This window comes from Photobacterium obscurum, assembly GCF_026191635.1.
Lineage (GTDB): Bacteria > Pseudomonadota > Gammaproteobacteria > Enterobacterales > Vibrionaceae > Photobacterium > Photobacterium obscurum.
Map to the genome: position 1 here is coordinate 47,102 of NZ_JAKRRW010000007.1, position 25,092 is coordinate 72,193.

Consider the following 25,092-nt stretch of genomic DNA (forward strand, 5'->3'; position numbering starts at 1 on the left):
TGTGACTGTTTGAAAATTTTCGGAAACCTCTACGGGTTTTGCATGTCACATACGGAAAATGCCAAACTGACTGTCTGGTATCGGTGATCTTAACGAGGCTTTCAATGCTATACCTACGACTTCTCGGGTCTGCTGCGGATCTATAATCCCGTCATCCCATAGCCTTGCACTGGCAAAGTAAGGGGAGCCCTGCGTTTCATATAAATCTCGGATGGGTTGCTTGAAAGCTTGTTCTTCTTCATCGCTCCAGGTGACGCCCTTGCGCTCTTTAATATCTCGGGTGACCTGAGCCATTACGCCAGCAGCCTGTTCGCCTCCCATTACAGATATCCTGGCATTGGGCCACATCCACATCATGGTTGGGCTATAGGCGCGGCCACACATACCGTAGTTACCCGCTCCGTATGAGCCACCGACAATCACCGTAAATTTCGGGACATCGGCACAAGCGACAGCCATCACCATTTTGGCTCCGTGTTTGGCGATTCCTTCTGACTCGTACTTCTTACCAACCATAAAACCCGTAATATTTTGCAGAAATAGCAGGGGGATTTTTCTTTTGCTGCAAAGCTCGATGAAGTGCGCTCCTTTCTGGGCGGACTCCGAAAATAGTATGCCATTGTTGGCGACGATACCGATGGGGTGCCCGAACAGCTTAGCGAAGCCACAGATTAATGTGTCGCCATATAAGGCTTTGAACTCATCAAATTCAGAATCATCAACCACTCGCGCGATAACTTCTTTGATATCGATGGGCTTCCTCAAGTCGGTGCCGACAATTCCATATAGCTCATCGGTTGGGTAGCGTGGGGGAGATACGGGAGCTTCTGGCTCTTGAATAGCCTGAAGATTGCAACTGGCTATAGCCTGTCGGGTCAATACAAGGGCATGTTGCTCATTTTGGGCGAAATAGTCGGCGACACCGGATGTTTTACAGTGTACTTCCGCGCCACCAAGGTCTTCGGCCGAGACAACTTCTCCAGTCGCAGCCTTGACCAACGGCGGACCGGCCAGAAATATCGTGCCCTGGTTTTTTACGATGATTGAAATATCGGCCATAGCTGGGACATAGGCACCGCCAGCGGTACATAACCCGAGTACGACAGCGATTTGCGGAATCCCCTTGGCGGACATCCTCGCTTGATTGAAGAAAATCCGGCCAAAATGGTCGCGATCGGGAAAGACTTCGGCTTGGTGGGGAAGGTTGGCTCCACCAGAATCTACGAGGTAGATACAAGGTAGGTGGCAGCGCTCTGCTATTTCTTGGGCTCTGAGGTGTTTTTTTACCGTAAGTGGAAAATATGTGCCACCTTTGATGGAAGGATCGTTGGCAATAATCATGCAGTCAATACCTTCAACTCGGCCGATTCCGGCAACCACACCAGCACAGGGGATGTCATCATCATAAACTTGCCAAGCGGCAAACTGGCCCACTTCAAGAAACGGACTATCACTGTCTAGCACGGTATCAATTCTTGTTCTGACTGGCAGTTTCCCCTTTTCTTTTTGTCGACTTATCGCACCATCACCGCCACCTTGCAGAATGTGGTCAACCCGAGTGTGCAGTTCGTCGACTAGTTCAGCCATGCTTTGCTGGTTAATTTTGAACTGTGCTTCATTGGGCTGAACCTGGGTATGAATAATCGCCATTGTTGTCCCTATTTGGATTCTGTATATAATTCACGCCCGATCAGCATCCGGCGGATTTCTGATGTACCGGCTCCGATCTCATAGAGTTTGGCATCGCGAAGTAAGCGTCCGGCTGGGAATTCATTGATATAACCGTTGCCACCAAGCAGTTGGATTGTATCGAGGGCGAGTTGGGTTGCGAGCTCCGCGCTATAGAGTATGACGCCTGCTGCGTCTTTTCTGGTTGCCTCATCACGATCACAGGCTGCCGCGACAGCATAGACATAAGCCCGTGCGGCATTAGTGCGGGTATACATGTCGGCAACTTTGGCTTGAACGAGCTGGAACTCTCCAATAGAGCGCCCAAACTGTTTACGGTCGTGAATATAGGGGAGAGCAAGATCCATACATGCCCGCATAATGCCCAGCGGGCCTGCGGCTAAAATGACGCGCTCATAGTCCAATCCACTCATCAGCACGTTAACACCTTTGTTTACTTCGCCTAACAGGTTTTCTGCGGGAACCTCACAGTGTTCAAAAACTAATTCACAGGTGTTTGAACCGCGCATTCCTAGCTTGTCGAGTTTCTGCGCATGTCTGAAGCCGGGAAAATCACGTTCTACGATGAAAGCGGAAATACCATGGGAGCCTGCATCTGGTTCTGTTTTGGCATAAATGACAAAGGTGTGGGCATCCGGTCCATTGGTGATCCACATTTTGCTGCCGTTGAGAATGTATTTGTCACCCTGAATTGTTGCTTTGAGTTGCATGCTGACAACATCGGAGCCTGCATTGGCCTCGCTCATGGCCAGCGCCCCGACATGGCGCCCGGATATGAGGTCAGGCAAGTATTTTTCCTTTTGTCTGGCAGTTCCATTGCGGTAGATTTGGTTAACACAGAGATTGGAGTGGGCGCCATAGCTAAGGCCAACAGAGGCTGAAGCCCGGCTTATCTCTTCCATTGCGATTACGTGGGCAAGATACCCCATACCGGCACCGCCGTATTCCTCGCTGACGGTAACGCCAAGTAGACCCATTTCCCCCATTAGCGGCCAAAGTTGGTTAGGAAACTGGTTGTCATGATCGGCTTGGGCGGCAAGTGGTGCGATACTTTCAATGGCAAAGTGATTAACCTGCTCGCGCAGCATGTCTAGGGTTTCGCCTAAGCCGAAATTGAGGGGAGTGAACAGATCTCTCATAACATCTCCGGGTTGAACCTGTTGTGATGTATTGCGTGTACCAGAATTAGTACGAACCAGAATCATCCAGTGCTTGTTGGCACCGCTTTTTGGCAACCTGTAATTCATCCATAACAACATTAATGTCATTTAACTGGCGTTGTAGAATTGCTTGTTTATCGTCAATGATTCTCAACATTTGCTTGAGTTGTGTGTGACTCTGATTCGTATCATAGAGCTCGAATAGCTCTCGAATTTCAGCCAGTGAGAACCCCAGTCGTTTACCTCGTAAAATGAGCTTGAGCCTGATTTTGTCACGGTGATTGTAGACTCGAGTGTTGCCATTCCTAGATGGATGAATTAGGCCTACATCTTCGTAAAACCGAATGCTTCGGGTTGTGATATCGAACTCTTTTGCCAGTTCGCTGATCTTGAAAGTCTCCACCTTGCGATGTCCTCCAGATTAGGGGCTCACAGTGTTGCTCCCCTCCGATGACAAGTTACGGCTGATAAGGACTTTGTCTCCCCGTTCTATGGTGTTGAAGTGCTAAAAACACGCTAGAAGAAAGCAGAAATTATCCCCTTAATGAATCACACAGGCATTCGTTTTGTTTCTTAACGTTTACGTAAATGTTAGTGCTATGCTTACGTAAACGTCAAGAAATTGAGCTGAAGATGTTAAGTGCACGAAGGTGTCAATTTTTTTGGTTATTGCTGTCGTCAGAGAGGGCGTAGTAATGGAAAAAAACGTTTGGGTTATTGCTGCTAATCGAACTGCGATGGGCAGTTTTCAGGGGGAGCTCACCTCGCTATCGGCACCTAAGCTCGGGCAGTTTGCCATCCAAGGCGTATTGGAGCGATCAGGGGTTGCCCCCGAGTTGGTTGATGAAGTGTTTATGGGGTGTGTTTTATCGGCTGGTTGTGGTCAGGCACCAGCAAGACAGGCTGCACTTGGCGCCGGGCTCCCTCAATCTGTTCCTTGTACTACGGTCAACAAAGTCTGTGGTTCCGGGATGAAGTCCGTGATGCTGGCTAATGATTTAATATGTGCCGGCAGTGCTCAAACCGTCGTTGCCGGCGGGATGGAAAGCATGACAAATGCGCCATACTTACAAAAAGAAGCCAGAGGCGGAATGCGGCTAGGTCATTGTACAACCTATGACCATATGTTTCTTGATGGGCTGCAGGATGCCTATGATGGTCACCTTATGGGTGTTTATGCCCAGCAAATCGCAGATAAATACGGATATTCCCGTGAACAGATGGATGGTTGGGCGGTAATGTCGGTGAAACGTGCTGTTGAAGCTCAACAACTGCATATTTTTGATGATGAGATTTTTCCGGTAAAGCAAGAAAGTAAGCACGGTGACATTAGTATTGACTGGGATGAACACCCGAGTGAAATCAATATTGAAAAAATGGCGTCATTAAAACCGGCTTTTGCCAAAGAAGGAACCGTTACTGCCGCAAACTCGAGCTCAATTTCGGATGGAGCCGCAGCCTTGTTACTGATGGATGCCGAATTGGCTCAACGGCGAGGCTATAAGCCACTAGCCACAATTAAAGGGCATTCAACACATGCCCGCCTTCCTGCTGAATTTACGATTGCTCCTGTTCATGCGATCCGCCAGTTAATGACAACGCTGAATTGGTCTGTCGATGATGTTGCGTTGTGGGAAATAAATGAGGCATTTGCGGTCGTAAGCCAGATCGCAGTTAAAGAACTCGAACTGGACTCGGCAAGGGTCAATATTCATGGGGGAGCTTGTGCGTTGGGCCACCCGATTGGGGCGAGTGGGGCAAGGATTCTGGTTACATTAATCCATGCCTTAAAGCGTCAACAACAGCTTCTTGCCGAGCATCGCCCCCTGAAAGGGATCGCGGCTTTGTGTATTGGCGGTGGCGAAGCAACAGCTATAGCCGTTGAAATACCATAAAGAACACCGAGTGAGTCACGATTTTTCCTGTAGATCAAAAAGGGTTGTAGCACCCTGAGGAGCAACGATGAACCAACATGTTCCTTTATTTATTGATGGTCAGTTTCGTAAGTCTGTATCACTGGAGTGGTTGGATGTAACCAATCCGATGTCGAATACAGTGATCGCGAGGTTACCTTGTGCCACCAGGGACGAGATGGATGAAGCGGTTGCAAGTGCAAGCCGGGCTTTTCTGGACTGGAAGGAAGTCCCAGTGCCAGAACGTGCAAGGCTGATGCTGAATTACCAACATCTACTCAAAACTCATCACGATGAAATAGCCAAATTGCTTTCCAGCGAAACAGGAAAAATATTTGCTGATGCGAAAGGCGACGTTTGGCGGGGGATTGAAGTGGTTGAGCAGGCGGCCAATATTGCTAGCTTAATGATGGGCGAAACGGTCGAAAATGTCGCTGCCGAAATTGATACATACTCATTGACGCAACCTTTAGGGGTTTGCTGTGGGATAACGCCATTTAACTTCCCGGCAATGATCCCGTTGTGGATGTTTCCTTTGGCAATTGCGGCGGGTAACACCTTTGTGCTTAAGCCGTCAGATCAAGTTCCTTTGACCTCGATTCGTTTGGCCGAGCTGTTTAAACAGGCTGGTGCACCGAATGGAATATTGCAGGTGGTGCACGGCCAGAAAGATCAGGTGGATTTTCTGTTGTCACACCCCGACATCCGTACGGTTTCTTTTGTCGGCTCTGTACCGGTTGCTCGCTATATCTTCCAAACCGGGACTAATCATCTAAAGAGAGTGCAGGCCTTTGCCGGAGCCAAAAACCACATGGTCGTGATGCCGGATGCCAATAAGGAGCAGGTGATTAACAATTTGGTTGGTTCATCTGTTGGTGCTGCTGGCCAGCGCTGCATGGCAATATCGGTTGCGGTGTTGGTTGATGGTGCCAAAGAGTGGATCCCTGATTTGAAAGAGGAAATGACGAAAGTCAGTCCCGGAGCATGGGATGATTCTGCGGCGGGGTATGGTCCGTTAATCAGCCAAAAAGCGAAAGACCGTGTATTACGCCTGATTCAAGAAGGAAAAGATCAGGGGGCCGTCTGTGAATTGGATGGAAGCCAGTGTGTTGTAGAGGGGCACCCCGACGGCAATTGGGTTGGACCCACTTTATTTAGTGGTGTGACAACGGATATGTCGATTTATAAACAGGAAATATTTGGCCCAGTGCTGGTTTGTTTGGAAGTCGATACCCTTGAAGAGGCGATTGCTTTGGTGAATGAGAACCCTTATGGCAATGGGACGTCAATTTTTACCGCCAGCGGGGCTGCAGCCAGAAAGTATCAACATGAAATTCAAGTTGGTCAGGTTGGTATCAATGTTCCGATCCCGGTTCCACTCCCTTTTTTCTCCTTTACAGGCTGGAAAGGCAGTTTTTACGGTGATCTTCATGCTTACGGCAAGCAGGCTGTTCGTTTTTATACAGAAACCAAAACGGTTACTGCTCGCTGGTTCGATGATGATATTCCAACGGGGCCAAATCTTACGATTCATTTGCGCTAGGATACACCCTAGGAGATGCCCTCGGGAGAGACTAATGGACTTTGAATTGAACCAAGACCAATGTGCGTTTGCCGATACGGCTAAACAATTCGCGACTGAGCAGTTAGCACCGCTTGCTGCCGAGTGGGATGAAAAGCAGATATTCCCTAAAGCTGTGCTAAGGCAGGCCGGTGAGTTGGGTTTTTTAAGTCTTTATACTCCCGAAGAACAAGGAGGCCTTGGCCTTAGCCGGCTAGATTCATCAATTATTTTCGAGCAACTGGCAATGGGCTGTACCTCGACAACGGCTTTTATGACGATTCATAACATGGTTGGCTGGATGGTTGCGTCTTTTGCCTCAGAGCAGGCTAAAACTGAATTTTGCCCTAAGTTGTTAACCGGCGAGGCTCTCGCCTCTTATTGCCTTACGGAAGCTAATGCGGGCTCTGATGCGGCGTCATTGACCACCAGCGCGGTCAAAGATGGCGATAGTTATATTCTTAATGGAGCAAAAGCATTTATCTCGGGAGCCGGAGAAACTGAAGTGTTGGTTGTCATGGCTCGTACGGGTTGTGAGGGGGGGCAGTCAACGGGTGCCAGTGGGATTTCAGCCTTTATTGTACCAGCCGATGCTCCCGGTGTGAGTTATGGCCGCAAAGAGCCCAAAATGGGCTGGAATAGCCAGCCCACCCGCGCAGTAACGTTAGAAAACGTTGAGATCCCGGCATCTTACTTATTAGGAGCTGAAGGCGAAGGCTTTAAGTTTGCGATGAAAGGCTTAGATGGCGGCCGGATTAACATTGCTTCTTGTTCGATAGGTACGGCGCAGCAGGCACTGAATCAGACCAAGCAATATGTCACTGAGCGGAGGCAGTTTGGTAAGACGTTGTCTCAGTTCCAATCAGTTCAGTTTAAACTCGCAGATATGACAACAGAGCTGGTTGCTGCAAGGCAGTTAGTTCGCTATGCCGCCAGTAAGCTTGATCGCCAAGATCCCGAGGCGACTGCATATTGTGCGATGGCTAAACGGTTCGCAACAGACGTTGGGTTCAGGGTGTGTGATGCCGCTATGCAACTATATGGCGGCTATGGTTATATTAAGGAATATCCTCTGGAACGTCATTTCCGCGATGTGCGGGTTCATCAGATCCTGGAAGGTACCAACGAGATTATGCGGTTAATTATTTCACGTCGGGTGTTAAGTGATGAAGCAGAATTACTCTGATTCTTACTGCTCTGTATTTTTAGTCACTCTTACTATCTAGAGATAACATCTAGTAAATTGTAACTAAGGAATCGATATGTCAGATGACAATGCCATTTTGGTTGCGATCAATAACCATGTTGCCGTAGTTACCATGAATACCCCCCCAGCTAATACCTGGACAGTTGAAAGCCTTGGACAATTAAAGGCCCTGGTCGAAAGCCTTAACCAAAATAAAGATGTTTATGCCTTGGTCATTACCGGGCAGGGGGAGAGGTTCTTTTCGGCAGGCGCTGATCTCAATTTGTTTGCCTCTGGAGATAAAGCCATCGCCTTTGATATGGCGCAACGTTTTGGTGAAGCCTTCGAAGCGTTATCAGCGTTTCGCGGCGTATCTATTGCTGCCATCAATGGTTACGCGATGGGGGGAGGTCTCGAGGTCGCACTGGCTTGTGATATTCGGATAGCAGAAGCTCATGCAGAAATGGCTTTGCCTGAAGCAAAAGTAGGCCTGCTTCCCTGTGCGGGAGGTACTCAGAACCTGACTTGGTTAGTTGGTGAGGGCTGGGCTAAGAGGATCATTTTGTGCGGAGAAAGAGTGAGTGCTTCTCAGGGGCTGGAAATCGGGTTGGTTGAAGAAGTTGCTGAAACAGGGCAGGGGCTTAATATGGCAGTGAACATGGCAGAATCTGTTGCAAACCAGTCGCCATCATCTGTAAAAGCCTGTAAACAGTTGATCCAGAATTGTCGAACATCTCCCCTTCAACATGGCTTGATGAAGGAGCGTGAACTCTTTGTTCAGTTATTTGATACCGAAGATCAGGCTGAAGGCGTGAATGCCTTTTTAGAAAAACGTCAGCCTCAGTGGAAAAATGGTTGATCAGATTGGAAAACGGGGATGCTATGGCAGGTAAAGTGAATTTTAGCAAGCTGGCATGTATTTCTGGGCATAATATTGGCGTTGCTGAACTTGATAATCCAACATCTCTTAATGCCCTGACACTGGATATGCTTAAACAGCTTAAAATGATGCTGGAAGAGTGGGAAAAGGACAATGACATTGTCTGTGTCTTTTTACACGGCGCTGGTGAGAAGGCTTTTTGTGCGGGTGGAGATGTAAGGACCATGTATCAAATGATGCTGGCGTCATCCCATCAACAGCAAAAAACACAGGACAACACTGCCAAGGATTTTTTAACCGAGTATTTTACCGTTGAGTACAGCTGTGATTATTTAATTCACCGCTATAGCAAGCCTCTTATTGTCTGGGGTAACGGTATTATCATGGGGGGAGGGATCGGGTTGTACGTAGGTGCAAGCCATCGAATTACGACACCTTCCTCTCGTATGGCGATGCCCGAAATTAGTATTGGTTTGTACCCTGATGTCGGTGCTACCTGGTTTCTTAACCGACTCCCCTCAGGTATTGGACTTTTCCTTGGCTTAACAGGATCTCCAATCAATGCCAGTGATGCACTTGACCTTAAGCTTACAGATCATGTTTTACTTCCGGATCAGAAACAACAGGCTCTTGATGAGTTACAGGGTCACCAGTGGGGTGTGGGAGAGGACAGCTATGCCATGGTAACTAAGCTGCTTTCGAGCCTTGATGAAGTAGCAATTCCCCACCATCCCACAAGCCAGCTTATTCCCTATTTTGATCAAATCCAGCAATCATGCGTGGGTGAAGACCTGGCGGATATATCACGACAGATTGATGAGATTGATGGTACGGGGCGATGGATAGAACAAGCGAAAACAACATTAAAAGAAGGTAGCCCAATTACCGCCACTATTTGCTTTAGGCTGCTGACCCAGTATCGATTATTGTCATTGGAAGAGTGCTTTCGTTTGGAATTAACCCTTTCTGTTAGAAGTGGAATGCTGGGTGAATTTCAAGAAGGGGTTAGAGCAAGGTTGATAGACAAGTGCGGCCAGCCTGATTGGATTTTTAAAACCATTGAATCTGTGGATCAGGGGGTAATCAGTGAGTTATTTACCCCATTATGGTCTGAAGCCGATCATCCCCTGGCTAAATTGGGGGCTGAGCAGTCTTAGTCATTTCCATCTTTAATCGTTTTATTGCCACAGAGGAGACTTGTCATGAGCACCATTGCGTTTATCGGGTTGGGTAACATGGGCAACCCAATGGCGAAGAATTTATTGAAAGCGGGATTAACTGTCAGAGTGTTTGACTTGGATACACATGCCGCGAATTTGCTGGGGGCAGAAGGCGCATATGTAGCGGCATCGCTTGAGGATGTTGTGGCCGGCGCCGATACGGTTATTACCATGTTGCCAGCCGGCGAGCATGTGAGGGCGGTGTACCTTGGCGATCACCATGGTGGAGTTGGCTTGCTTAACCTTGTCAGCGAGAATACTTTTCTTATTGATTCCTCGACTATTGATCCAGGCTCTGCTCGCTTGGTTGCCTCAGAAGCAACTAAGAAGCACTTGGAGTTTGTTGATGCACCTGTCTCCGGCGGTGTTGCTGGCGCTCAGGCGGCAACATTAACATTCATAGTCGGAGGTACTGATCAAGGTTTCGCTCAAGCCCAGGATATTCTCAAATATGTCGGAAAGAATATTTTTCATGCCGGTCAAGCTGGCGATGGGCAGATGGCTAAAATCTGTAACAATTTAATGTTGGGGGTTTTGATGTCGGGTACATGCGAAGCACTGAGTTTGGGGATTGATAATGGCCTCGACCCTAAAGTGCTTTCGGACATTATGCTTCAGAGCTCTGGCCGAAACTGGGCACTTGAGCTTTATAATCCTTGTCCGGGCGTTATGGATAAAGTACCTGCCAGCAATGATTACCATCCAGGTTTTATGGGTAAATTGATGGCGAAAGATCTGGGGTTGGGGATGGATGCTGCTCTCCATAGTCAATCAGCAATACCTATGGGGACTTTGGCACGCAATTTATATGCTTTTCATAATGCCAAAGGCAATGAATTGCTGGATTTTTCGAGTTTGTTTGAATTCTATCGCGATAAAAAGATCAAGAAAGGCAAATAACTATCGCTCGAGATTGATGCGATTGATTAATGGGGGTAATGCTCATGGATCTGAAGCAGAGTGTGATCGCTATAACCGGAGCTGGCCAAGGGCTTGGGCAAATGATGGCTATTACATTAGCCCAAGCTGGGGCTGAGTTGGCGCTTATTGATGTTAATGATGATGGATTGGTTGATACCCAGGCGCAGTGCCAGATGCTAAGCGCTAAAGCACTGACATATAAAGTCGATGTCACCAGTGAAACAGAGGTAGTGCAAGCGTTTCGGCAGATTATCGATGATTTTGGTCATTTGAATGGCTTGGTAAATAATGCTGGCGTATTACGTGATGGCTTACTGATTAAATATAAGGATGGTGAACTCAGTAAGATGTCGCTGGAACAGTTTAATACTGTTATGAATGTGAATGTTACCGGCACGTTTCTTTGTGGGCGTGAGGCTGCTTCGCAAATGATATTGACGGGAAGTAAAGGTGTAATTATTAATATTTCTAGCGTAGCGCGGGCCGGAAATATGGGGCAGAGTAACTATTCAGCATCCAAGGCAGCCGTCGCAACGATGGCGGTGTGCTGGGCAAAAGAGTTGGGGCGCTATGGAATACGAGCAGCTGCCATTGCACCTGGCATTGTGCAAACTGCCATGGCTGATCAACTAAAGCCCGAGGCGATAGAAAGGCTCAAGCAAATGGTTCCTGTCGCTCGAATGGGTGAAGCCAGTGAAATTGCTCATGCCGCTAAATTTATACTAGAAAATGATTATTATACTGGCAGGGTGCTTGAGGTTGACGGTGGTATGCGCATGTAGCTTTTTTTCGTTCGCACTGCTCAAAAGGAAACGCCTGATTAACGGTCAGGCGTTTCTTTTTGATTTAGAGGCTATATCAATCTAAATAAATATCTTATCGACTTATCCAGATAGGTATTAGTTGCCGTAAATCATTACGAAAAGAGCCATGCCGCCACCAAGCACGAACATCAGCATAGCCATAATTGCTGCTGCTTTATTAAAAATAGAAAAAATTTTTTCCATCAGAGCCACTCCGTATAACTAGACGCAAAAGATGCCATAACAGAAGGAAAACTTCGAGTTCTTCTTTGGAGCGAGGGCAGATAAATTGTTAGAGAGTATGAGCCAATAATGGAAAGCAACCAGTCGTAGCTTTGTACGAAATTTCTTGGAACTGCATGAAGTATTGCTATGAAACAGCGATGAAATAAAGGGTTCTAATTCAACTGGAAGCAGAATGTTGCTAATTTGATGTCAAAATATGCAAATGTTTTCATGTTGTTTAACTGGCACCTTGAAGTGACCTGCGCATAAAGACTTATAAATTCGTCTTGAACTAAATGGAGTTTGTGTTGATGAGGCGATCCGGTGTTTTGAAATATAAGCCTGCATTAGGCTTAATGACAGCTCCTTTTATGATGCTTGGTATTGTTGGTAATTCTATCAGTGCTGAGTTGGTTGGAGCCGACAATACAGGTGTGATAGAAAACAAATATATTGTTGTTCTCAAAGATGATCTTCATTTTGGGGTGAGGACGGCCGAGCAATATGTTGCAAGTTCAGCAGGCCAATTGTCTCTTAAAGCGAATGGTGTCATAACCTCTGAATTTACTAAAGTACTAAATGGGTTTGCAATAGAACTTGATAAGCAGGGGCTGGCAGAACTATTAGCTGCTAGTGACGTTGCCTATATAGAACCCGTAACTCTTTTTTCTGCTAATGCGATACAGCCCAATGCGCCATGGGGACTAGACCGCCTTGATCAGTCAATGTTGCCGCTTGATGGTATCTACCAGTATGATTTTACAGGACTTGGTGTAAATGCCTATATCATCGACTCAGGCATTAATCCTAATCATGTCGATTTTACAGGCCGGATTGGTGCTTTGATTTCCACCGTCAATACTGACACCAACCCTGCAGACTGCAATGGCCATGGTTCTCATGTCGCCGGTACTGTGGGTGGAAGTCAGTATGGGGTTGCTAAAGATGTTATTTTGCATAGTGTAAAGGCATTGGGGTGCGATGGTTTTGGTACATCTGAGGATGTTATTGAAGCCATTGAATGGGTTGCCAATAATGCCCAGTTACCCGCAGTGGCAAACTTAAGTCTCGGTGGGGATTTTAGCCAATCAGTAAATGATGCGATTGAGAGTTTATATAACCAGGGTGTTGTCGCCGTTGCTTCTGCTGGAAATGATAGCGATGATGCCTGTAAGTATTCTCCGGCAAGTTCTGGAAATGCGATTACTGTTGGTTCTATTACTTCTGGTGATCATCGCTCGTATTTTTCCAATTTTGGTAGTTGTATTGATATCTTTGCACCGGGCTCAGATATAACATCAGCTTGGTTTGATGGTCCGTCGAATACCCAAACAATCAGCGGAACGTCAATGGCTAGCCCGCATGTAGCGGGTGTAGTGGCACTAATGCTTGAGCATGATAATAGCCTAACGCCAGATAAAGCTGCAGAGACACTTAGAAAGTCGGCAATTCCGGATATTATTTCAGATGCATTAAGTGCAAATAATTATCTGTTGCAGAGTAATTTTTCTCAGACGGGTATGGCAGATAGTGATTCGGACGGTATGCCTGATTCCTGGGAAATAAAGCATGGCTTTGAGCGGTTTAATTCAGCTGACGCCGAAATGGATTTTGATAGCGATGGTTTAACGAACCTGAAAGAATACACTGTTAATACGCAACCTAAAGTCGCAGACAGTGATCATGATGGACTAGAGGATGGCTATGAGCTCAATGTTAGCCTTGAACCATTACAACCCGACTTTGATTATGATGGTCTGCCAGATGGGTGGGAGATTCGTTATCAACTTGATCCCCGAGATAAAACCGATGCCAGCTCAGACCCAGACGGTGATGGGATATCTAACATTGATGAGTATCAATGGGGGCTAGATCCTAAAGAGAAGTCTTTAATACCCAAGCAAGTGTACTCCCCGGATGCCTATCAGTTTGAAACGGGAGTGGTTCCTGGTATCACGAACGGAACTAATGCGAATAAAGGCTTCAACATTGTTGCGTCTGATCATGATGGTCACTGGTTTGAATCTGAACTGATCCAAGATGGTGAAACGGCAGCCTTTGAGTTTGAGGCGACCACAAGTCAAGGCCAGATTAGTTTTGACTTATATGTCTCGACGGAAGCATCATTCGATGAATTTAAGTTATATATTAATGAGGTAGAGGTTTATACCCAATCTGGCAACTTCTACGGCAGGGTAGATGTTGACTTAAATGCCGGGCGAAATCATTTCAGGTTTGAGTATCGTAAAGATATATCGATATCAGATGGCCGAGATAGGGTAGCTGTCGATAATATAGTTATGCCTGGATTAGGGTTAATCGATACTGATAATGATGGAATGGATGATCGCTGGGAAGTCTACTACGGATTGAACATAAATTCTGATGATTCAGCGGCGGACTCAGACGGAGATTCGCTGATAAATATCAAAGAGTTTGAGGCTTATACACACCCGTTGCTTAAGGACACTGATGGTGATGACTTAAATGATAATTTTGAGCTGCAATATGCGATTAATCCATTAACGATTGATACTGACCGGGATGGAATATCTGATGGTGTTGAGATCAAGTATGGTCTAGACCCGAAGAATTATGACTCTGAACTTGATTCCGATAACGATGGGTTTATAAATATTGTTGAAATAGAAGTAGGGACGGATCCCTTTAGCAATAAAGAAAAGCCCAAGTTCTTAAGCTATTATTTTGAGAATTTTGAACAAGAAAAACCTGAGCTGTTCGGTAGTTGGAACGTTGTGACTTTTCTTGGTGACAACCGCCTGAAAAGTAATTCAATCGGAAATGGGGGCGAAACCATATTTAAGCACACTGGTGCTTTTAGTGCCGGCGAGTTGAGTTTTGACCTCTGGTTGGATACAGAATTAGGTGCTGATTATCTTGAGATTTTGGTTAACGGAGTAGTTGCTGAGAAACTTTCGGGGCAAATGATGGAGCACAATATTATTGTTCCGTTTCCTCAAGGCCTGAATACTTTTACTTTCCGCTATGTAAAGAATGACGTGAAAAGTTCAGCTCTGGACAGAGTTATTATTGATAACCTCGCTATTTTTAGCGGTGGTGTCAATGCTGACATGGATGGTGATGGCCTGACGAATATTGTAGAGGTTAAAGACTATGGCACTGATCCGGCGAATGCTGATTCTGATGGTGATGGCGTTGATGACTTCCACGACCAAGAGCCGTTGAACTCGGAAATTGGTGGTTCTGATCGAATAACAGAAAAAGCTGAGAGTAAAAGTAGTGGTGGTTCAAACGGAATATTTGTAGTGACGGTGCTATTTGCAATGGCTTGTTCACGTAGAAAGCAGAAGTTGGTCGCTTAACTAGCCAATGTCATAATAAACACAACCGCTATCGAAAACTGCATTGAAAGTTAGAGATAGCGGTTATTTTATACCGATCAGCATAAGTATTTAACCAGAATATTTACTTAACCTGATTGGTATTATTGTGAAATTGGCTGCGGCTAGTCTAAATAAGCTTCATTATTCGAGCTTTCAGAAATGCAGATAGTGTTTTGGCGTCCTGTATTTCATTGTTAGCCACTTTTTTTTCAAATTCGGCGACCGATATTGGCAAGACCTCAATAATTTCATCATCGTCCAGCTCCCCATCGCAACTTGACAGCCCTTTTGCTAAATAAAGATGCTGGACTTCATCGCAAAAACCAGGGACCGGAAGTAATTCTCCAAGAGCTAACCAGTGTGAGGCTTGGAGTTGGGTTTCCTCTGCCAGCTCCCTTTGAGCACAGGACTGAATATCTTCCTGGCTTTCAAGGGTGCCTGCGGGAAACTCAAGAATCCATTTTTGAATGGCCGGACGGTATTGATGAACCATAATAAGGTCACCGTTATCCGCTATTGGGACAATAACAACCGCGCCAGGGTGTTTCACAGTCGTGAATTCAATATCGCGGCCGTCAGGCAGAGTCTGAGATGCTTGTTCGACAGAAAAGCATTTCCACTGACAGAGAGTCTTCGTTTTCATAAAGAACAAATGGTTACCAGTAACTTAGTCTTGAGCCATCTTAACATAGCTTGGTCCATCCTAAGCTACTGGTACGTCGGATTAGGTGTGAAATCACTGCAATAAATGGGGCTAGTGGCTTACGGCAACTTGGTTACGCCCCCAGTTCTTGGCTCTCTGTAAAGCGCTGTCTGCTTTTACATAGTCGTGGCTAAATTGCTGATATTCGACAGGGGTTAAACCGATACTGACGGTAATTGTTACCCTGTGACCACTGTTAAGCTCGAGAGCCCAACTTGCCACTTCGTCTTTTAGGCAAGTTGCAAGCTCTTCAGCCTGTTTGATATCAGTATCAGGTAACAGCAAACAAAACTCTTGGCTATCTAAGCGGGCAATATAGTCATTTTTACGGACTTTTTGTTGAAGGCATTTTGCGAGCATCATCAGAATTTGATCGCCAGCTTCTAGTCCGTAGCGATCATTAATTGTCTTGAGGTTGTCTATGTCTATTAATAGCATGGAAATATCACGCATATATCGCTGACAGCGAGAGGCTTCATTTCTATATACGGCTTCTAAACCGTGGCGATTATACAAGTTGGTCAGAAAATCAGTGGTTGCTGTTTTCTTTACCCGTTCTATCGCTTCATTCCTGTGCTGAGCCAGTAAATAAGCCATGATCAATACCATCGAATAGGCGCTGATATTTTGCAGTGCTTCAGTAATTTGTAAATGCTTATCAGACAGTTTTCCTGCGTTCATCGTGATATAAATCAGACCGAAAATTAAGCTATACCACCAGGCGTGCTCATGTCTGAGAGAAAAGAAACAAAGCAGGGGAATGGTCAGGGCAATGGTATTGCTAACCAGGTGAGTGCTGTCGGCATAAAAACCATATCCGCAGTTGAGAGTGATAAATCCAATAAAGACCCAAATTAGAAGATGGGGATTAACATTATAGCGATTAATGACAGATAGAAGGTATGACAGTACTGCACCGAAGAGTGCAGACAGAGTAAAACCAGGCGAAATGTCTGAGACAAAGTAGGTGAATGCAATAATTAAACAAACACCCCCTGATACTGGGAATAGTAAGTTAAGTTGGTTTTTCAGCGTTTGTTTACTGAGTTCAATATACGCGAAGTTGGTTGATTCGAGTTGTGCGCTTTTGATAACGGTGGTCATAGCCTGATTTACATCCTTGTTGAAGCTGATCCCTCAATGTGCAACATGGCGCATTGAGGGGCTAGCATAATTCAGGCTGGATACATCTGTCTAATTTTTTAATGAAAAATATGTAATTTGTTGATTTATGATAAGAATGACTTTAGCAGCTTAGTTACTAATTCAGGCTGCTCATTGGTGACGCCATGCCCTGTTTTAGGAATAACCACAATGGCAGAGTTAATGTGTTCACTTAGCTCAATGCCATTTTTCAGTGGAAATATTTGATCACTGTCGCCCCAAATAAGCATACTTGGTGGTAAATCAGCCACCGGATATTGGTTAATACGTTGGCGGTCATAAATAAGGCTTTGAATTAAAGCTGCTTTTTCACTTTTCCACGGCGCAAAATAACCTTGGTATATTTGATCTGCGACAAAATCAGGCATGCGTTTCTTGTCATAGAAAACATGATCGAATAGACGACGTACCTCTTTACTATTCTGTGGAACAAAAAGGTCTTCTGGTTTGTCGACACCTGCTCGTACGCATAGATCGGCTAGATCGCCATCACTGAACAGAGGACCTGGACTCGCGATGATAACAGACTTTTCAATTCGTTCGGGCGTGGTCATCATGTTGTATGTTACAAAGCCCCCATAGGAAATGCCTGCCACATTGACTTTTTCAACCTGCAGAGAATCCAAAATCTGCCAGACAGCATCTGTCTGAGTGTTTAGGTTAGGACTACCGTTGCTGTATGAGTCACCAAACCATGCAAGATCAGGCGCTATCACCATATAGTCCTGGTTAAGCTCAAGCATCTCTTTTTTCCAGGTTGATATCGCGGTGCCACCAAAGCCATGCAGCAATAGCAATGGTTTTCCGTTGCCACCAACCCAAAATTTCATTTGTCCACCATCGGCAAGGGTAAGGAAATGCTCGGTGTAACCGGCTTCTTCAAGGCTATTTTTATCTTGCTCGGCTTTCCAGCCAACAAGTTCGCAACCTGTCAGCGTAATGAACACTAGAATGAGTATCAGCTGGCGATACAACTTGAATATTGGCAGTTTAGTCATTATTCGAATATATCTACGAGAAAAAGGTGAAATAATTTTACACTGTTTTATTTTTCGTGTCATGGGATATGGTTCGAATTTTGCTGTGTAATTTAACGAGGGGGAGGAGTTTGCAAATTTATATTTGAGATCTCATTTTGCTAATGAAGATAAAGTTAATTCATTGTTATTGTTGAAATTATAGATTTGTTTAACAAAGCTATATAAATGACGGTATGTATATCGTACTTCAAATTGGGAATGATAACGAGAGGCATTATGCGTATTTTGGTAACGGGTGGAATGGGATACATTGGTAGCCATACCTGCGTGCAGTTGATTGAAGCCGGTATGATGCCAATTATTGTTGATAACCTATACAACAGTAAGAAATCAGTGCTGGCACGAATAGAAATGCTGACAGGAGTAATGCCGACTTTTTATGAAGGTGATATCCGTGATCGTGCTTTTTTAGATAAGGTGTTGGCTGAGAACAACGTCGAGTCTGTTATCCACTTCGCAGGCTTGAAAGCGGTGGGTGAGTCAGTTGAAAAGCCCTTGGAGTACTACGATAACAATGTGCACGGTACTTTGGTGCTTGTCGAAGCGATGCGCGCAGCAGAGGTAAATAGCCTTATTTTTAGCTCGTCAGCTACGGTGTATGGTGATCCAGCTTCTGTTCCAATTATGGAAGACTTCCCAACAAGTGCGACTAATCCCTATGGTCGCAGTAAGCTGATGGTTGAGAATTGTCTTACCGATATTCATAAAGCTCACCCAGAAATGAGCATCACGTTGCTACGTTATTTTAATCCGGTTGGTTCCCATAAATCGGGTGAAATGGGGGAAGATCCCCAGGGAATGCCCAATAACCTGATGCCATTTATCTCTCAAGTTGCTGTTGGTCGTCGTGGATATTTGCCTGTTTTCGGTGATGATTACCCAACTGTTGATGGTACAGGTGTACGTGATTACATTCATGTCGTTGATTTGGCTGATGGGCACTTAGCTGCGTTGAACTATAAAGGTAAAGAAGCCGGCCTTCATATCTATAACCTAGGTACAGGCCATGGTTTTAGCGTATTGCAAATGGTTGATGCCTTTTCAGAAGCTGCTGGGGTCGAAGTCGCTTATCAAGTCGTGCCGCGGCGGCCGGGGGATATTGCTGAGTGTTGGGCCGATCCCACTAAGGCAAAAACAGAGCTTTATTGGGAAGCTAGACGAACTATTGAAGATATGACTGCCGATACTTGGCGCTGGCAGCTAAATAATCCAAATGGTTATCCTGACGTGTAATACTTTTAACGAAGGAAGGATTAGATAATTAATAGGCCGCTCTACTAAGCGGCCTATTGTGTGTTTAGGCTTGGCTAGCTTCGGTACGGTAGGGTTTAGTGTAAAAGAAAACCCCCAGACTGAACAAGGCGCCAAGCGTATCAGCCAGCATGTCTTTTTGTGCGTCCCATATATCTCCCTGGCTGCCGAGGAACTCAATACCGGCTTCACCCCCTGCAAGTACGGCATACCACCATTCAATGATCTCGTATGCAGCTGCAACTCCCATAATGGTTAATAAGCCAAACATTCCAGCGAGAAACGGGTTGCAATGTCCTTTTCGTGAAAGGTACTCCGCAACGGGATAGGCATAGAAGCCAATAGAAAAGTGAGCAAAGCGATCGAAATGATTACGCTCGGAGCCAATTAAATCACCGAACCAGTCGAAAGGGACGTTGGCGAAGGTGTAGTGAGCACCGATGCTGTGCAGTATGAGCCAGCAAGCCATGAACATATAGGCAGCATTAGAAAATCGGAACCACTTGTAGGTTGTCAGCAGCGGAATGAAAATCAGTAAAATGGGAATTATTTCAGCAATCCAGACCTCTTGAAAGGCAGGATTGATGCCAGACCAGATAATCGTTGAACTAACGAATATGGCTAAAACTAAAGGTAGTCTTGAGGTGCTATTCACTGGCATTTTAGTGAATCCTTGTACGAGCTAATGCATTGTGATGGTTTAAGTATCAATTATAATACAGTGTTTTATTGTTTGGTAGGGAGAAAAGATCGCATCATTCGACATTTGTGAGTTTTCGCGATCATAAGCAAGTTTTTGAAGATGCGACGCAAGGTGCTTCAAGAGGGAGTAAGGTCGATACCAATGATGGCAGCTGCTGAAGTCGTCTTATCTAAAGATATAATCAGTATCCTATTCTGAGATAACGAATAATTCATCTCTCTAAGTAGGTGTCTACCGTAATAATTGTGATATAATCCTCTGCTAACAATTTTCACCTTTATGTGAGATAAATCACATGGGGTGGGGCTGTAACTATTTCTGCTCATAACTAGAGCATTTTTACCGGAGCACCATTTTGCTATTTAAAGATCTTGGATTAGACCAGCGCCTTCTGAAAAAACTGAACCATCTGGCGTTCGATAAACCAACTGAAATTCAACAAACTGCTATTCCTGTTGGCATTCTGGGCAAGGATGTACTGGCCTCGTCAAAGACTGGCTCCGGTAAAACACTAGCATTCTTACTTCCGGCTATGCAGCGTATGTATCGCAGCAAGCCTTTTACTCGCCGTGATCCTCGCGTATTGGTACTAACGCCAACTCGTGAACTGGCCAAACAGGTTTTTGCCCAGCTTCGTACTTTGAATGCCGGTACACCATACGATGGTGCGCTTATTGTTGGTGGCGAAAACTTTAATGATCAGGTGAAAGCCTTGCGCAATGACCCGATGTTTGTTATTGCAACACCGGGTCGTCTGGCTGATCACCTTGAGCATCGCAGTACACACCTTGACGGTCTTGAAATGCTGATCCTAGATGAAGCGGACCGTATGCTTGATTTAGGCTTTGAGGCACAGCTACGTCGCATTCACGAAGCTGCGAACCACCGTCGTCGTCAAACATTGATGTTCTCAGCGACACTTGATCATGCTGATGTGGTCGATATTGCTTCTGAAATGTTGAACGCACCGAAACGTATTTCTGTTGGCCACTCTGCTGAAGAGCATACGGATATTACTCAGCGCTTCATTCTTTGTGATCATCTTGATCATAAGCAAGCGCTGCTGGACAAAGTGCTGGAAACAGAAGACCACGATCAGGTTATTATCTTTACGGCTACTCGTGCCGATACCGATCGTCTGACGAAAGAGCTGAATGAGCGCAAGCTTAAAGCGGTTGCGTTGAGCGGTAACTTAAATCAGACGCAGCGTAACAGTATCATGAGTCAGTTTGAGCGTGACTGTCACAAAATTCTGGTGACGACTGATGTTGCCTCACGTGGTCTGGATATCATCAAAGTATCTCATGTAATTAACTTTGATATGCCAAAACATGCTGAAGAGTACGTTCACCGTATTGGCCGAACAGGCCGTGCCGGTAACAAAGGTGATGCGATTTCTTTTGTCGGCCCTAAAGACTGGAAGAGCTTCAAAAATGTTGAGGCTTTCCTGAAGCAAGATATCAGCTTCAGTACGATTGAAGGGCTGGAAGGTAAGTTCAAGGGCTTGAAACCTGCGCCTAAGAAAAAGTTTGTGAAGAAAAAGCCAACCAGCAAGAAGCCAGTGGCCAAGAAGACAACTGCGGCTAAGCCGAAGAAGAAAATGGATAAGCGTTTCTACGACAGCGTGGCTGTGGGTGATAATGTCTTTGTGCCGAAGAAGAAAAAGCCGGTTAATCCCGCTTCTGAAGATTAATAGCTAATGCAAGCATCCAATGTTAGCTAAAAAAATGCCAGTCAGATGACTGGCATTTTGCTATTTATCGGTTGTGGTTTGTTGGTTTAGCAGGTGGCTTGTTGAAGATGGTTAACCATGGCTTTCATAAAGCGGGCTGCTTCTCCTCCGGTACAGGCGCGGTGGTCGAAAGTCATCGACAGAGGCATCGTATTGATCGAAACTGGCTTATCATTTCTGAATACCAGTTTTTCAATCATTCGACCAGCCCCGATGATGGCTACCTGAGGAGGGGTAACAACAGGAGTCGCGAAAATTCCCGCAATGGCACCAAAATTTGTTAAGGTTATCGTTGCATGTTGCAGCTGCTCTCGTTCAATTCGTCGCTCCCTGATCCCCTTAACGGTTTTATCTACCCATTGCCGAATACCTTTAGCACTGTATTCGTCAGCGTGGCGAAGCACAGGGACGTAAAGCCCGTGGCGACTATCGACGGCAATTCCTATATTGACGGTACTATGTACACAACGGGTCATAGTGTCAGCATCAAACCAAGCATTTAAGGCGGGTTCTTGGTGGCAAGCATCAACAATAGCTTGTACTAACCGGCTGGTAATATCTTCGTCTTCGGACCATTGCTCGAGTAGCGCTTCTTCAGTAATTGTTACCGCGGCGACATCCCGGTGAGATTGTGCCATGGTGTTAACCATGGTTCTTCTTGCTCCTTTTAGTACTTCCGTACCGGGAAGTTGTTCATCGCAGGCGTTATAGACGTCTGCATCAAGAATAACACCGTCAGGGCCGCTGCCTTTTATACCGGTAAGATCAACACCGAGCTTCTGAGCCAGTAGTCGAGCTGAAGGCATTGCCGCTAATGTTTCCTCAGGTTTGTGGCCATGTTTAGCACCGATCCAGAATTCGTCAATGTCAACGTGCTGAGCCTGGTTCGAAACATTGCCAACCACGGTTGCGGCGTCTTGCTTAATTTTTTTTTGTTGCGGTTTTTCGGCTGCGGCTTTTTCATCGATCTCAAGTAATAGGCTACCGATATTAATTACATCTCCTTCTTTACCGTAGCGGTTGACGATAGTACCACTGTATGGTGCTGGAACCTCAACCGTTGCTTTTGCCGTTTCAACAGTTAATACAACTTGATCTAACTCTACGCTATCGCCAACATTCACATGCCATTCAATAATTTCAGATTCTGCTAAGCCTTCTCCGAGATCTGGTAAGGTAAATGCCTTCATTTCCAACCCTCCACGAGCTCTTTCGCCGTTTCAATGATGTCTTCTTCCTGAACCATGAAATAATCTTCATTACGGTAATAGGGCATTATGGTATCCATACCGGTAACGCGTTTTGGGGGAGCTTTTAGCAAACACATTGCATGCTCAGCGGTACGGGCTAGGATTTCGGCACCCACGCCGCAAGTCTGACTGGCTTCGTGAACGACCAGTAAGCGGCCCGTTTTTTCTAGTGATGCATAAATTGTTTCCATATCAATGGGTTTGATTGTCGCGAGATCAATGACTTCAGCTTCAATTCCGATGCGTGAAAGCTTGGCTGCAGCTTGAAGTGACTCCACGACGCAGGCTCCCCAGGTAACGAGCGTTAGATCTCGTCCTTTTCTTAGCGTAAAGCAGGTTTTTAACGGGAGTGACTCGCCATTATCAATGACTTCTGATTTTACTGTGCGGTAGATCCGTTTAGGTTCAAAAAACATGATGGGATCATTACTGCGAATCGATGCCAGTAAGAGTCCATAGGCTCGTTGAGGCGAAGATGGGATGACTACACTGATCCCCGGGGTATGGGCAAAAAGAGCCTCGACACTTTCTGAGTGATGCTCTGGAGCATGGATACCGCCACCAAAAGGTGCACGAAAGACGGCAGGGCAGGTGAGTCGGCCACGGGTTCTGTTACGCATCCGAGCCGCATGACAGGCTAGGTGTTCCATTGCGGGAAAGACAAAGCCCTGGAATTGGAACTCTGCTACAGGCCTAAGCCCTTGTGTTGCCATCCCGACTGAGACTCCAGCGATCAGTGCTTCCGCTAACGGTGAATCGATGACCCGCCTGCAGCCGTATTTTTCCTTCAGTCCGACAGTTGCACGGAATACACCGCCGTTATCACCCACATCTTCACCAAGTACAACCACGTTTTTATCATGTGCCATCTCATAATGCAGGGCAAGATTGACGGCTTCTAGTAGTGTTAGTTCAGCCACGATGACCTCTCTGCATGCGCATTGCTTTGTTAATTATAATATCCCGCTGTTTGTGAAGATCGCGGTCAAGTGTTTCATAAAGATAATCAAAAGCGGATTCGGGAGCTTGTGGAGTCAATGACTGGTATTCAGCGACGGCTTTCTCGACAATTTCACGGCAATGCTGAAGCCATTGCTCATCTTCGTCTTCGGTCCACCAGCCTTGATTAATTAAGAATACTTTCAAGCGATTAAGCGGTTCAAACTCCCAGGCTTGCTGTAATTCATCTTCGCTGCGGTAACGGCTGGCATCATCGGCGGTTGTATGATCACTTAAGCGATAACTAATGGCCTCTATTAATGTTGCCCCTTTACCTTTACGGGCTTTGTCTAGACTGGTCGATACGATGTCATACATAGCAACAATATCATTGCCATCAACCGTTATACCTTTTATACCCGCTCCCTTGGCTTTATCTGATAGGAGTTCAGCGCCACATTGGATTGCTCTGGGAACAGATATCGCCCACTGATTATTATTGATGACAAAGACTAATGGGATGTTCCAGACACCGGCGCAATTGAGAGATTCGAGGAAATCGCCCTTGGAAGTCGCACCATCACCACAGGTTACCAATGCCGCTTGGTGATTTCCCTGAATTTTCAGGGCAGCAGCTACGCCGACGGCATGGGTACATTGAGTCGCTATCGGGACACAGAAAGGTAAATCTCTACAGTGTCTGTCCTCAAAAGAAAAATCGCTACCACGCTCATCACCTCCCCAATATTGAAGGTTTTTTTCCATACCAATACCTCGAGCCCACATGGCAGGCATATCACGGTAGTATGGAATAAAAACATCATCGGGTTTAAGTGCGCGTCCTATAGCAATACCAATGGCTTCAGATCCTAGATGGGAAGGATAAGTCCCCAGTTTGCCAGTACGTTGCAGTGCGACGGCTTTGTTATCATAGACACGGGTTAAAACCATGTCGCAGTAGAACCCTTTCAGTGTGGCTTGATCGGCCCAAGTGGGGAGTTGATCGACAAGACTACCATGATGGTCAATATACCTTTGCATCGGTAAGGCCTGAACATTCATCTCAAGCTCCTTCTATTGCTGGCTCAAAAAGAGGCGGACAGCAAATCACATTTAAAGGATATACCGATGAATAAAACAATTATCGAGTAACTACACGCGCCACCATTCTCAAGCTAAGTCTCGGTATAACCAGATAATCTTAAGTGTAACCAAATTGTTAAAATCTGCACTCGTTAATAATAAAGCAGTTAGTAAAGAAATCGATACAGAGTAATCTGTTGTAACGCGGGGGAGGTCTAATGGTTGAATGATTGATAATTCCAACGAGGTGTCAATAGATAGAGTTTCATGGTGAGATTAACAAACCTAATGTTTTTTATGGAGC

The 25,092-nt window shown here is 45.7% G+C and carries 21 protein-coding genes; 10 read left to right on the forward strand and 11 right to left on the reverse strand.

All coding sequences use genetic code 11. The annotated features are described in order from the left end of the window. Positions 1–45: 45 nt before the first annotated feature. The 3 genes from MD588_RS10860 to MD588_RS10870 are packed head-to-tail and all read right to left on the reverse strand — an operon-like array spanning position 46 to position 3,252. A complete protein-coding gene (locus MD588_RS10860; RefSeq protein ID WP_265697242.1) occupies positions 46–1,650 on the reverse strand; it encodes a carboxyl transferase domain-containing protein in 1,605 nt (534 codons plus the stop codon). A gap of 8 nt (positions 1,651–1,658) precedes the next feature. Beyond that, positions 1,659–2,828: an isovaleryl-CoA dehydrogenase gene (locus MD588_RS10865; RefSeq protein WP_265697243.1), complete on the reverse strand. Its 1,170-nt coding sequence runs from the start codon at positions 2,826–2,828 to the stop codon at positions 1,659–1,661. Between the two features lie 46 nt (positions 2,829–2,874). Beyond that, positions 2,875–3,252 carry a MerR family transcriptional regulator gene (locus MD588_RS10870; protein ID WP_265697244.1) on the reverse strand — a complete coding sequence of 126 codons (378 nt, stop codon included), beginning with the start codon at positions 3,250–3,252 and terminating at the stop codon, positions 2,875–2,877. Between the two features lie 292 nt (positions 3,253–3,544). Here MD588_RS10870 and MD588_RS10875 point away from each other — a divergent pair, with 292 nt between their 5' ends. The 7 genes from MD588_RS10875 (at position 3,545) to MD588_RS10905 (ending at position 11,312) form a co-directional block, all read left to right on the forward strand. Then, positions 3,545–4,744: a thiolase family protein gene (locus MD588_RS10875; protein ID WP_265697245.1), complete on the forward strand. Its 1,200-nt coding sequence runs from the start codon at positions 3,545–3,547 to the stop codon at positions 4,742–4,744. A gap of 67 nt (positions 4,745–4,811) precedes the next feature. Next, positions 4,812–6,305 carry a CoA-acylating methylmalonate-semialdehyde dehydrogenase gene (locus MD588_RS10880; protein ID WP_265697246.1) on the forward strand — a complete coding sequence of 498 codons (1,494 nt, stop codon included), beginning with the start codon at positions 4,812–4,814 and terminating at the stop codon, positions 6,303–6,305. A gap of 34 nt (positions 6,306–6,339) precedes the next feature. After that, positions 6,340–7,509, forward strand: coding sequence for an acyl-CoA dehydrogenase family protein (locus MD588_RS10885; protein ID WP_265697247.1), 1,170 nt, complete (start codon positions 6,340–6,342; stop codon positions 7,507–7,509). A 76-nt stretch (positions 7,510–7,585) separates the two neighbouring features. Continuing rightward, positions 7,586–8,368, forward strand: a complete 783-nt coding sequence (locus MD588_RS10890; RefSeq protein ID WP_265697248.1) for an enoyl-CoA hydratase — start codon at positions 7,586–7,588, stop codon at positions 8,366–8,368. A gap of 23 nt (positions 8,369–8,391) precedes the next feature. Beyond that, a complete protein-coding gene (locus MD588_RS10895; RefSeq protein WP_265697249.1) occupies positions 8,392–9,546 on the forward strand; it encodes an enoyl-CoA hydratase/isomerase family protein in 1,155 nt (384 codons plus the stop codon). A gap of 45 nt (positions 9,547–9,591) precedes the next feature. Beyond that, complete coding sequence (gene mmsB / locus MD588_RS10900; protein ID WP_265697251.1) at positions 9,592–10,509, forward strand: 3-hydroxyisobutyrate dehydrogenase; 918 nt, start codon at positions 9,592–9,594, stop codon at positions 10,507–10,509. Between the two features lie 44 nt (positions 10,510–10,553). Then, positions 10,554–11,312 carry an SDR family oxidoreductase gene (locus MD588_RS10905; protein ID WP_265697252.1) on the forward strand — a complete coding sequence of 253 codons (759 nt, stop codon included), beginning with the start codon at positions 10,554–10,556 and terminating at the stop codon, positions 11,310–11,312. 117 nt (positions 11,313–11,429) lie between these two features. On the opposite strand, the gene MD588_RS10910 is transcribed toward MD588_RS10905, so the two are convergent. Continuing rightward, positions 11,430–11,537, reverse strand: coding sequence for a 3-ketoacyl-ACP reductase (locus MD588_RS10910; RefSeq protein WP_265697254.1), 108 nt, complete (start codon positions 11,535–11,537; stop codon positions 11,430–11,432). A gap of 332 nt (positions 11,538–11,869) precedes the next feature. On the opposite strand from MD588_RS10910, the gene MD588_RS10915 reads away from it, so the two are divergent. Beyond that, entirely contained in the window at positions 11,870–14,902 is a 3,033-nt protein-coding gene (locus MD588_RS10915) for a S8 family peptidase (protein ID WP_265697255.1), read from the forward strand. A gap of 148 nt (positions 14,903–15,050) precedes the next feature. Here the strand turns inward: MD588_RS10915 and MD588_RS10920 are convergent, their stop codons facing one another. The 3 genes from MD588_RS10920 to MD588_RS10930 all read right to left on the reverse strand — a co-directional run bounded on the left by MD588_RS10920 (position 15,051) and on the right by MD588_RS10930 (position 17,788). Further along, the gene (locus tag MD588_RS10920; protein ID WP_265697256.1) at positions 15,051–15,566 is read right to left on the reverse strand and encodes an NUDIX hydrolase; all 516 of its coding nucleotides are present in this window, start codon (positions 15,564–15,566) and stop codon (positions 15,051–15,053) included. 111 nt (positions 15,567–15,677) lie between these two features. Further along, positions 15,678–16,730, reverse strand: coding sequence for a GGDEF domain-containing protein (locus MD588_RS10925; protein ID WP_265697258.1), 1,053 nt, complete (start codon positions 16,728–16,730; stop codon positions 15,678–15,680). A 125-nt stretch (positions 16,731–16,855) separates the two neighbouring features. Beyond that, positions 16,856–17,788: an alpha/beta fold hydrolase gene (locus tag MD588_RS10930; RefSeq protein ID WP_265697260.1), complete on the reverse strand. Its 933-nt coding sequence runs from the start codon at positions 17,786–17,788 to the stop codon at positions 16,856–16,858. 258 nt (positions 17,789–18,046) lie between these two features. On the opposite strand from MD588_RS10930, the gene galE reads away from it, so the two are divergent. After that, positions 18,047–19,063, forward strand: coding sequence for a UDP-glucose 4-epimerase GalE (galE, locus tag MD588_RS10935; protein ID WP_265697261.1), 1,017 nt, complete (start codon positions 18,047–18,049; stop codon positions 19,061–19,063). Positions 19,064–19,127: 64 nt separating this feature from the next. Here galE and MD588_RS10940 read toward each other — a convergent pair whose 3' ends face one another. Then, the gene (locus tag MD588_RS10940) at positions 19,128–19,742 is read right to left on the reverse strand and encodes a DUF2238 domain-containing protein (RefSeq protein WP_265697262.1); all 615 of its coding nucleotides are present in this window, start codon (positions 19,740–19,742) and stop codon (positions 19,128–19,130) included. Between the two features lie 397 nt (positions 19,743–20,139). On the opposite strand from MD588_RS10940, the gene MD588_RS10945 reads away from it, so the two are divergent. Continuing rightward, complete coding sequence (locus tag MD588_RS10945) at positions 20,140–21,477, forward strand: DEAD/DEAH box helicase (RefSeq protein WP_265697263.1); 1,338 nt, start codon at positions 20,140–20,142, stop codon at positions 21,475–21,477. A gap of 86 nt (positions 21,478–21,563) precedes the next feature. On the opposite strand, the gene MD588_RS10950 is transcribed toward MD588_RS10945, so the two are convergent. From MD588_RS10950 to pdhA, 3 genes are read right to left on the reverse strand one after another with little or no spacing between them, the layout of a single operon-like run. Then, positions 21,564–22,706, reverse strand: coding sequence for a dihydrolipoamide acetyltransferase family protein (locus MD588_RS10950; RefSeq protein ID WP_265697264.1), 1,143 nt, complete (start codon positions 22,704–22,706; stop codon positions 21,564–21,566). After that, positions 22,703–23,686, reverse strand: a complete 984-nt coding sequence (locus MD588_RS10955) for an alpha-ketoacid dehydrogenase subunit beta (RefSeq protein WP_265697265.1) — start codon at positions 23,684–23,686, stop codon at positions 22,703–22,705. The genes MD588_RS10950 and MD588_RS10955 overlap by 4 nt, the downstream gene beginning before the upstream one ends. Then, positions 23,679–24,767: a pyruvate dehydrogenase (acetyl-transferring) E1 component subunit alpha gene (gene pdhA, locus MD588_RS10960; protein WP_265697266.1), complete on the reverse strand. Its 1,089-nt coding sequence runs from the start codon at positions 24,765–24,767 to the stop codon at positions 23,679–23,681. The genes MD588_RS10955 and pdhA overlap by 8 nt, the downstream gene beginning before the upstream one ends. Between the last annotated feature and the right edge of the window lie 325 nt (positions 24,768–25,092).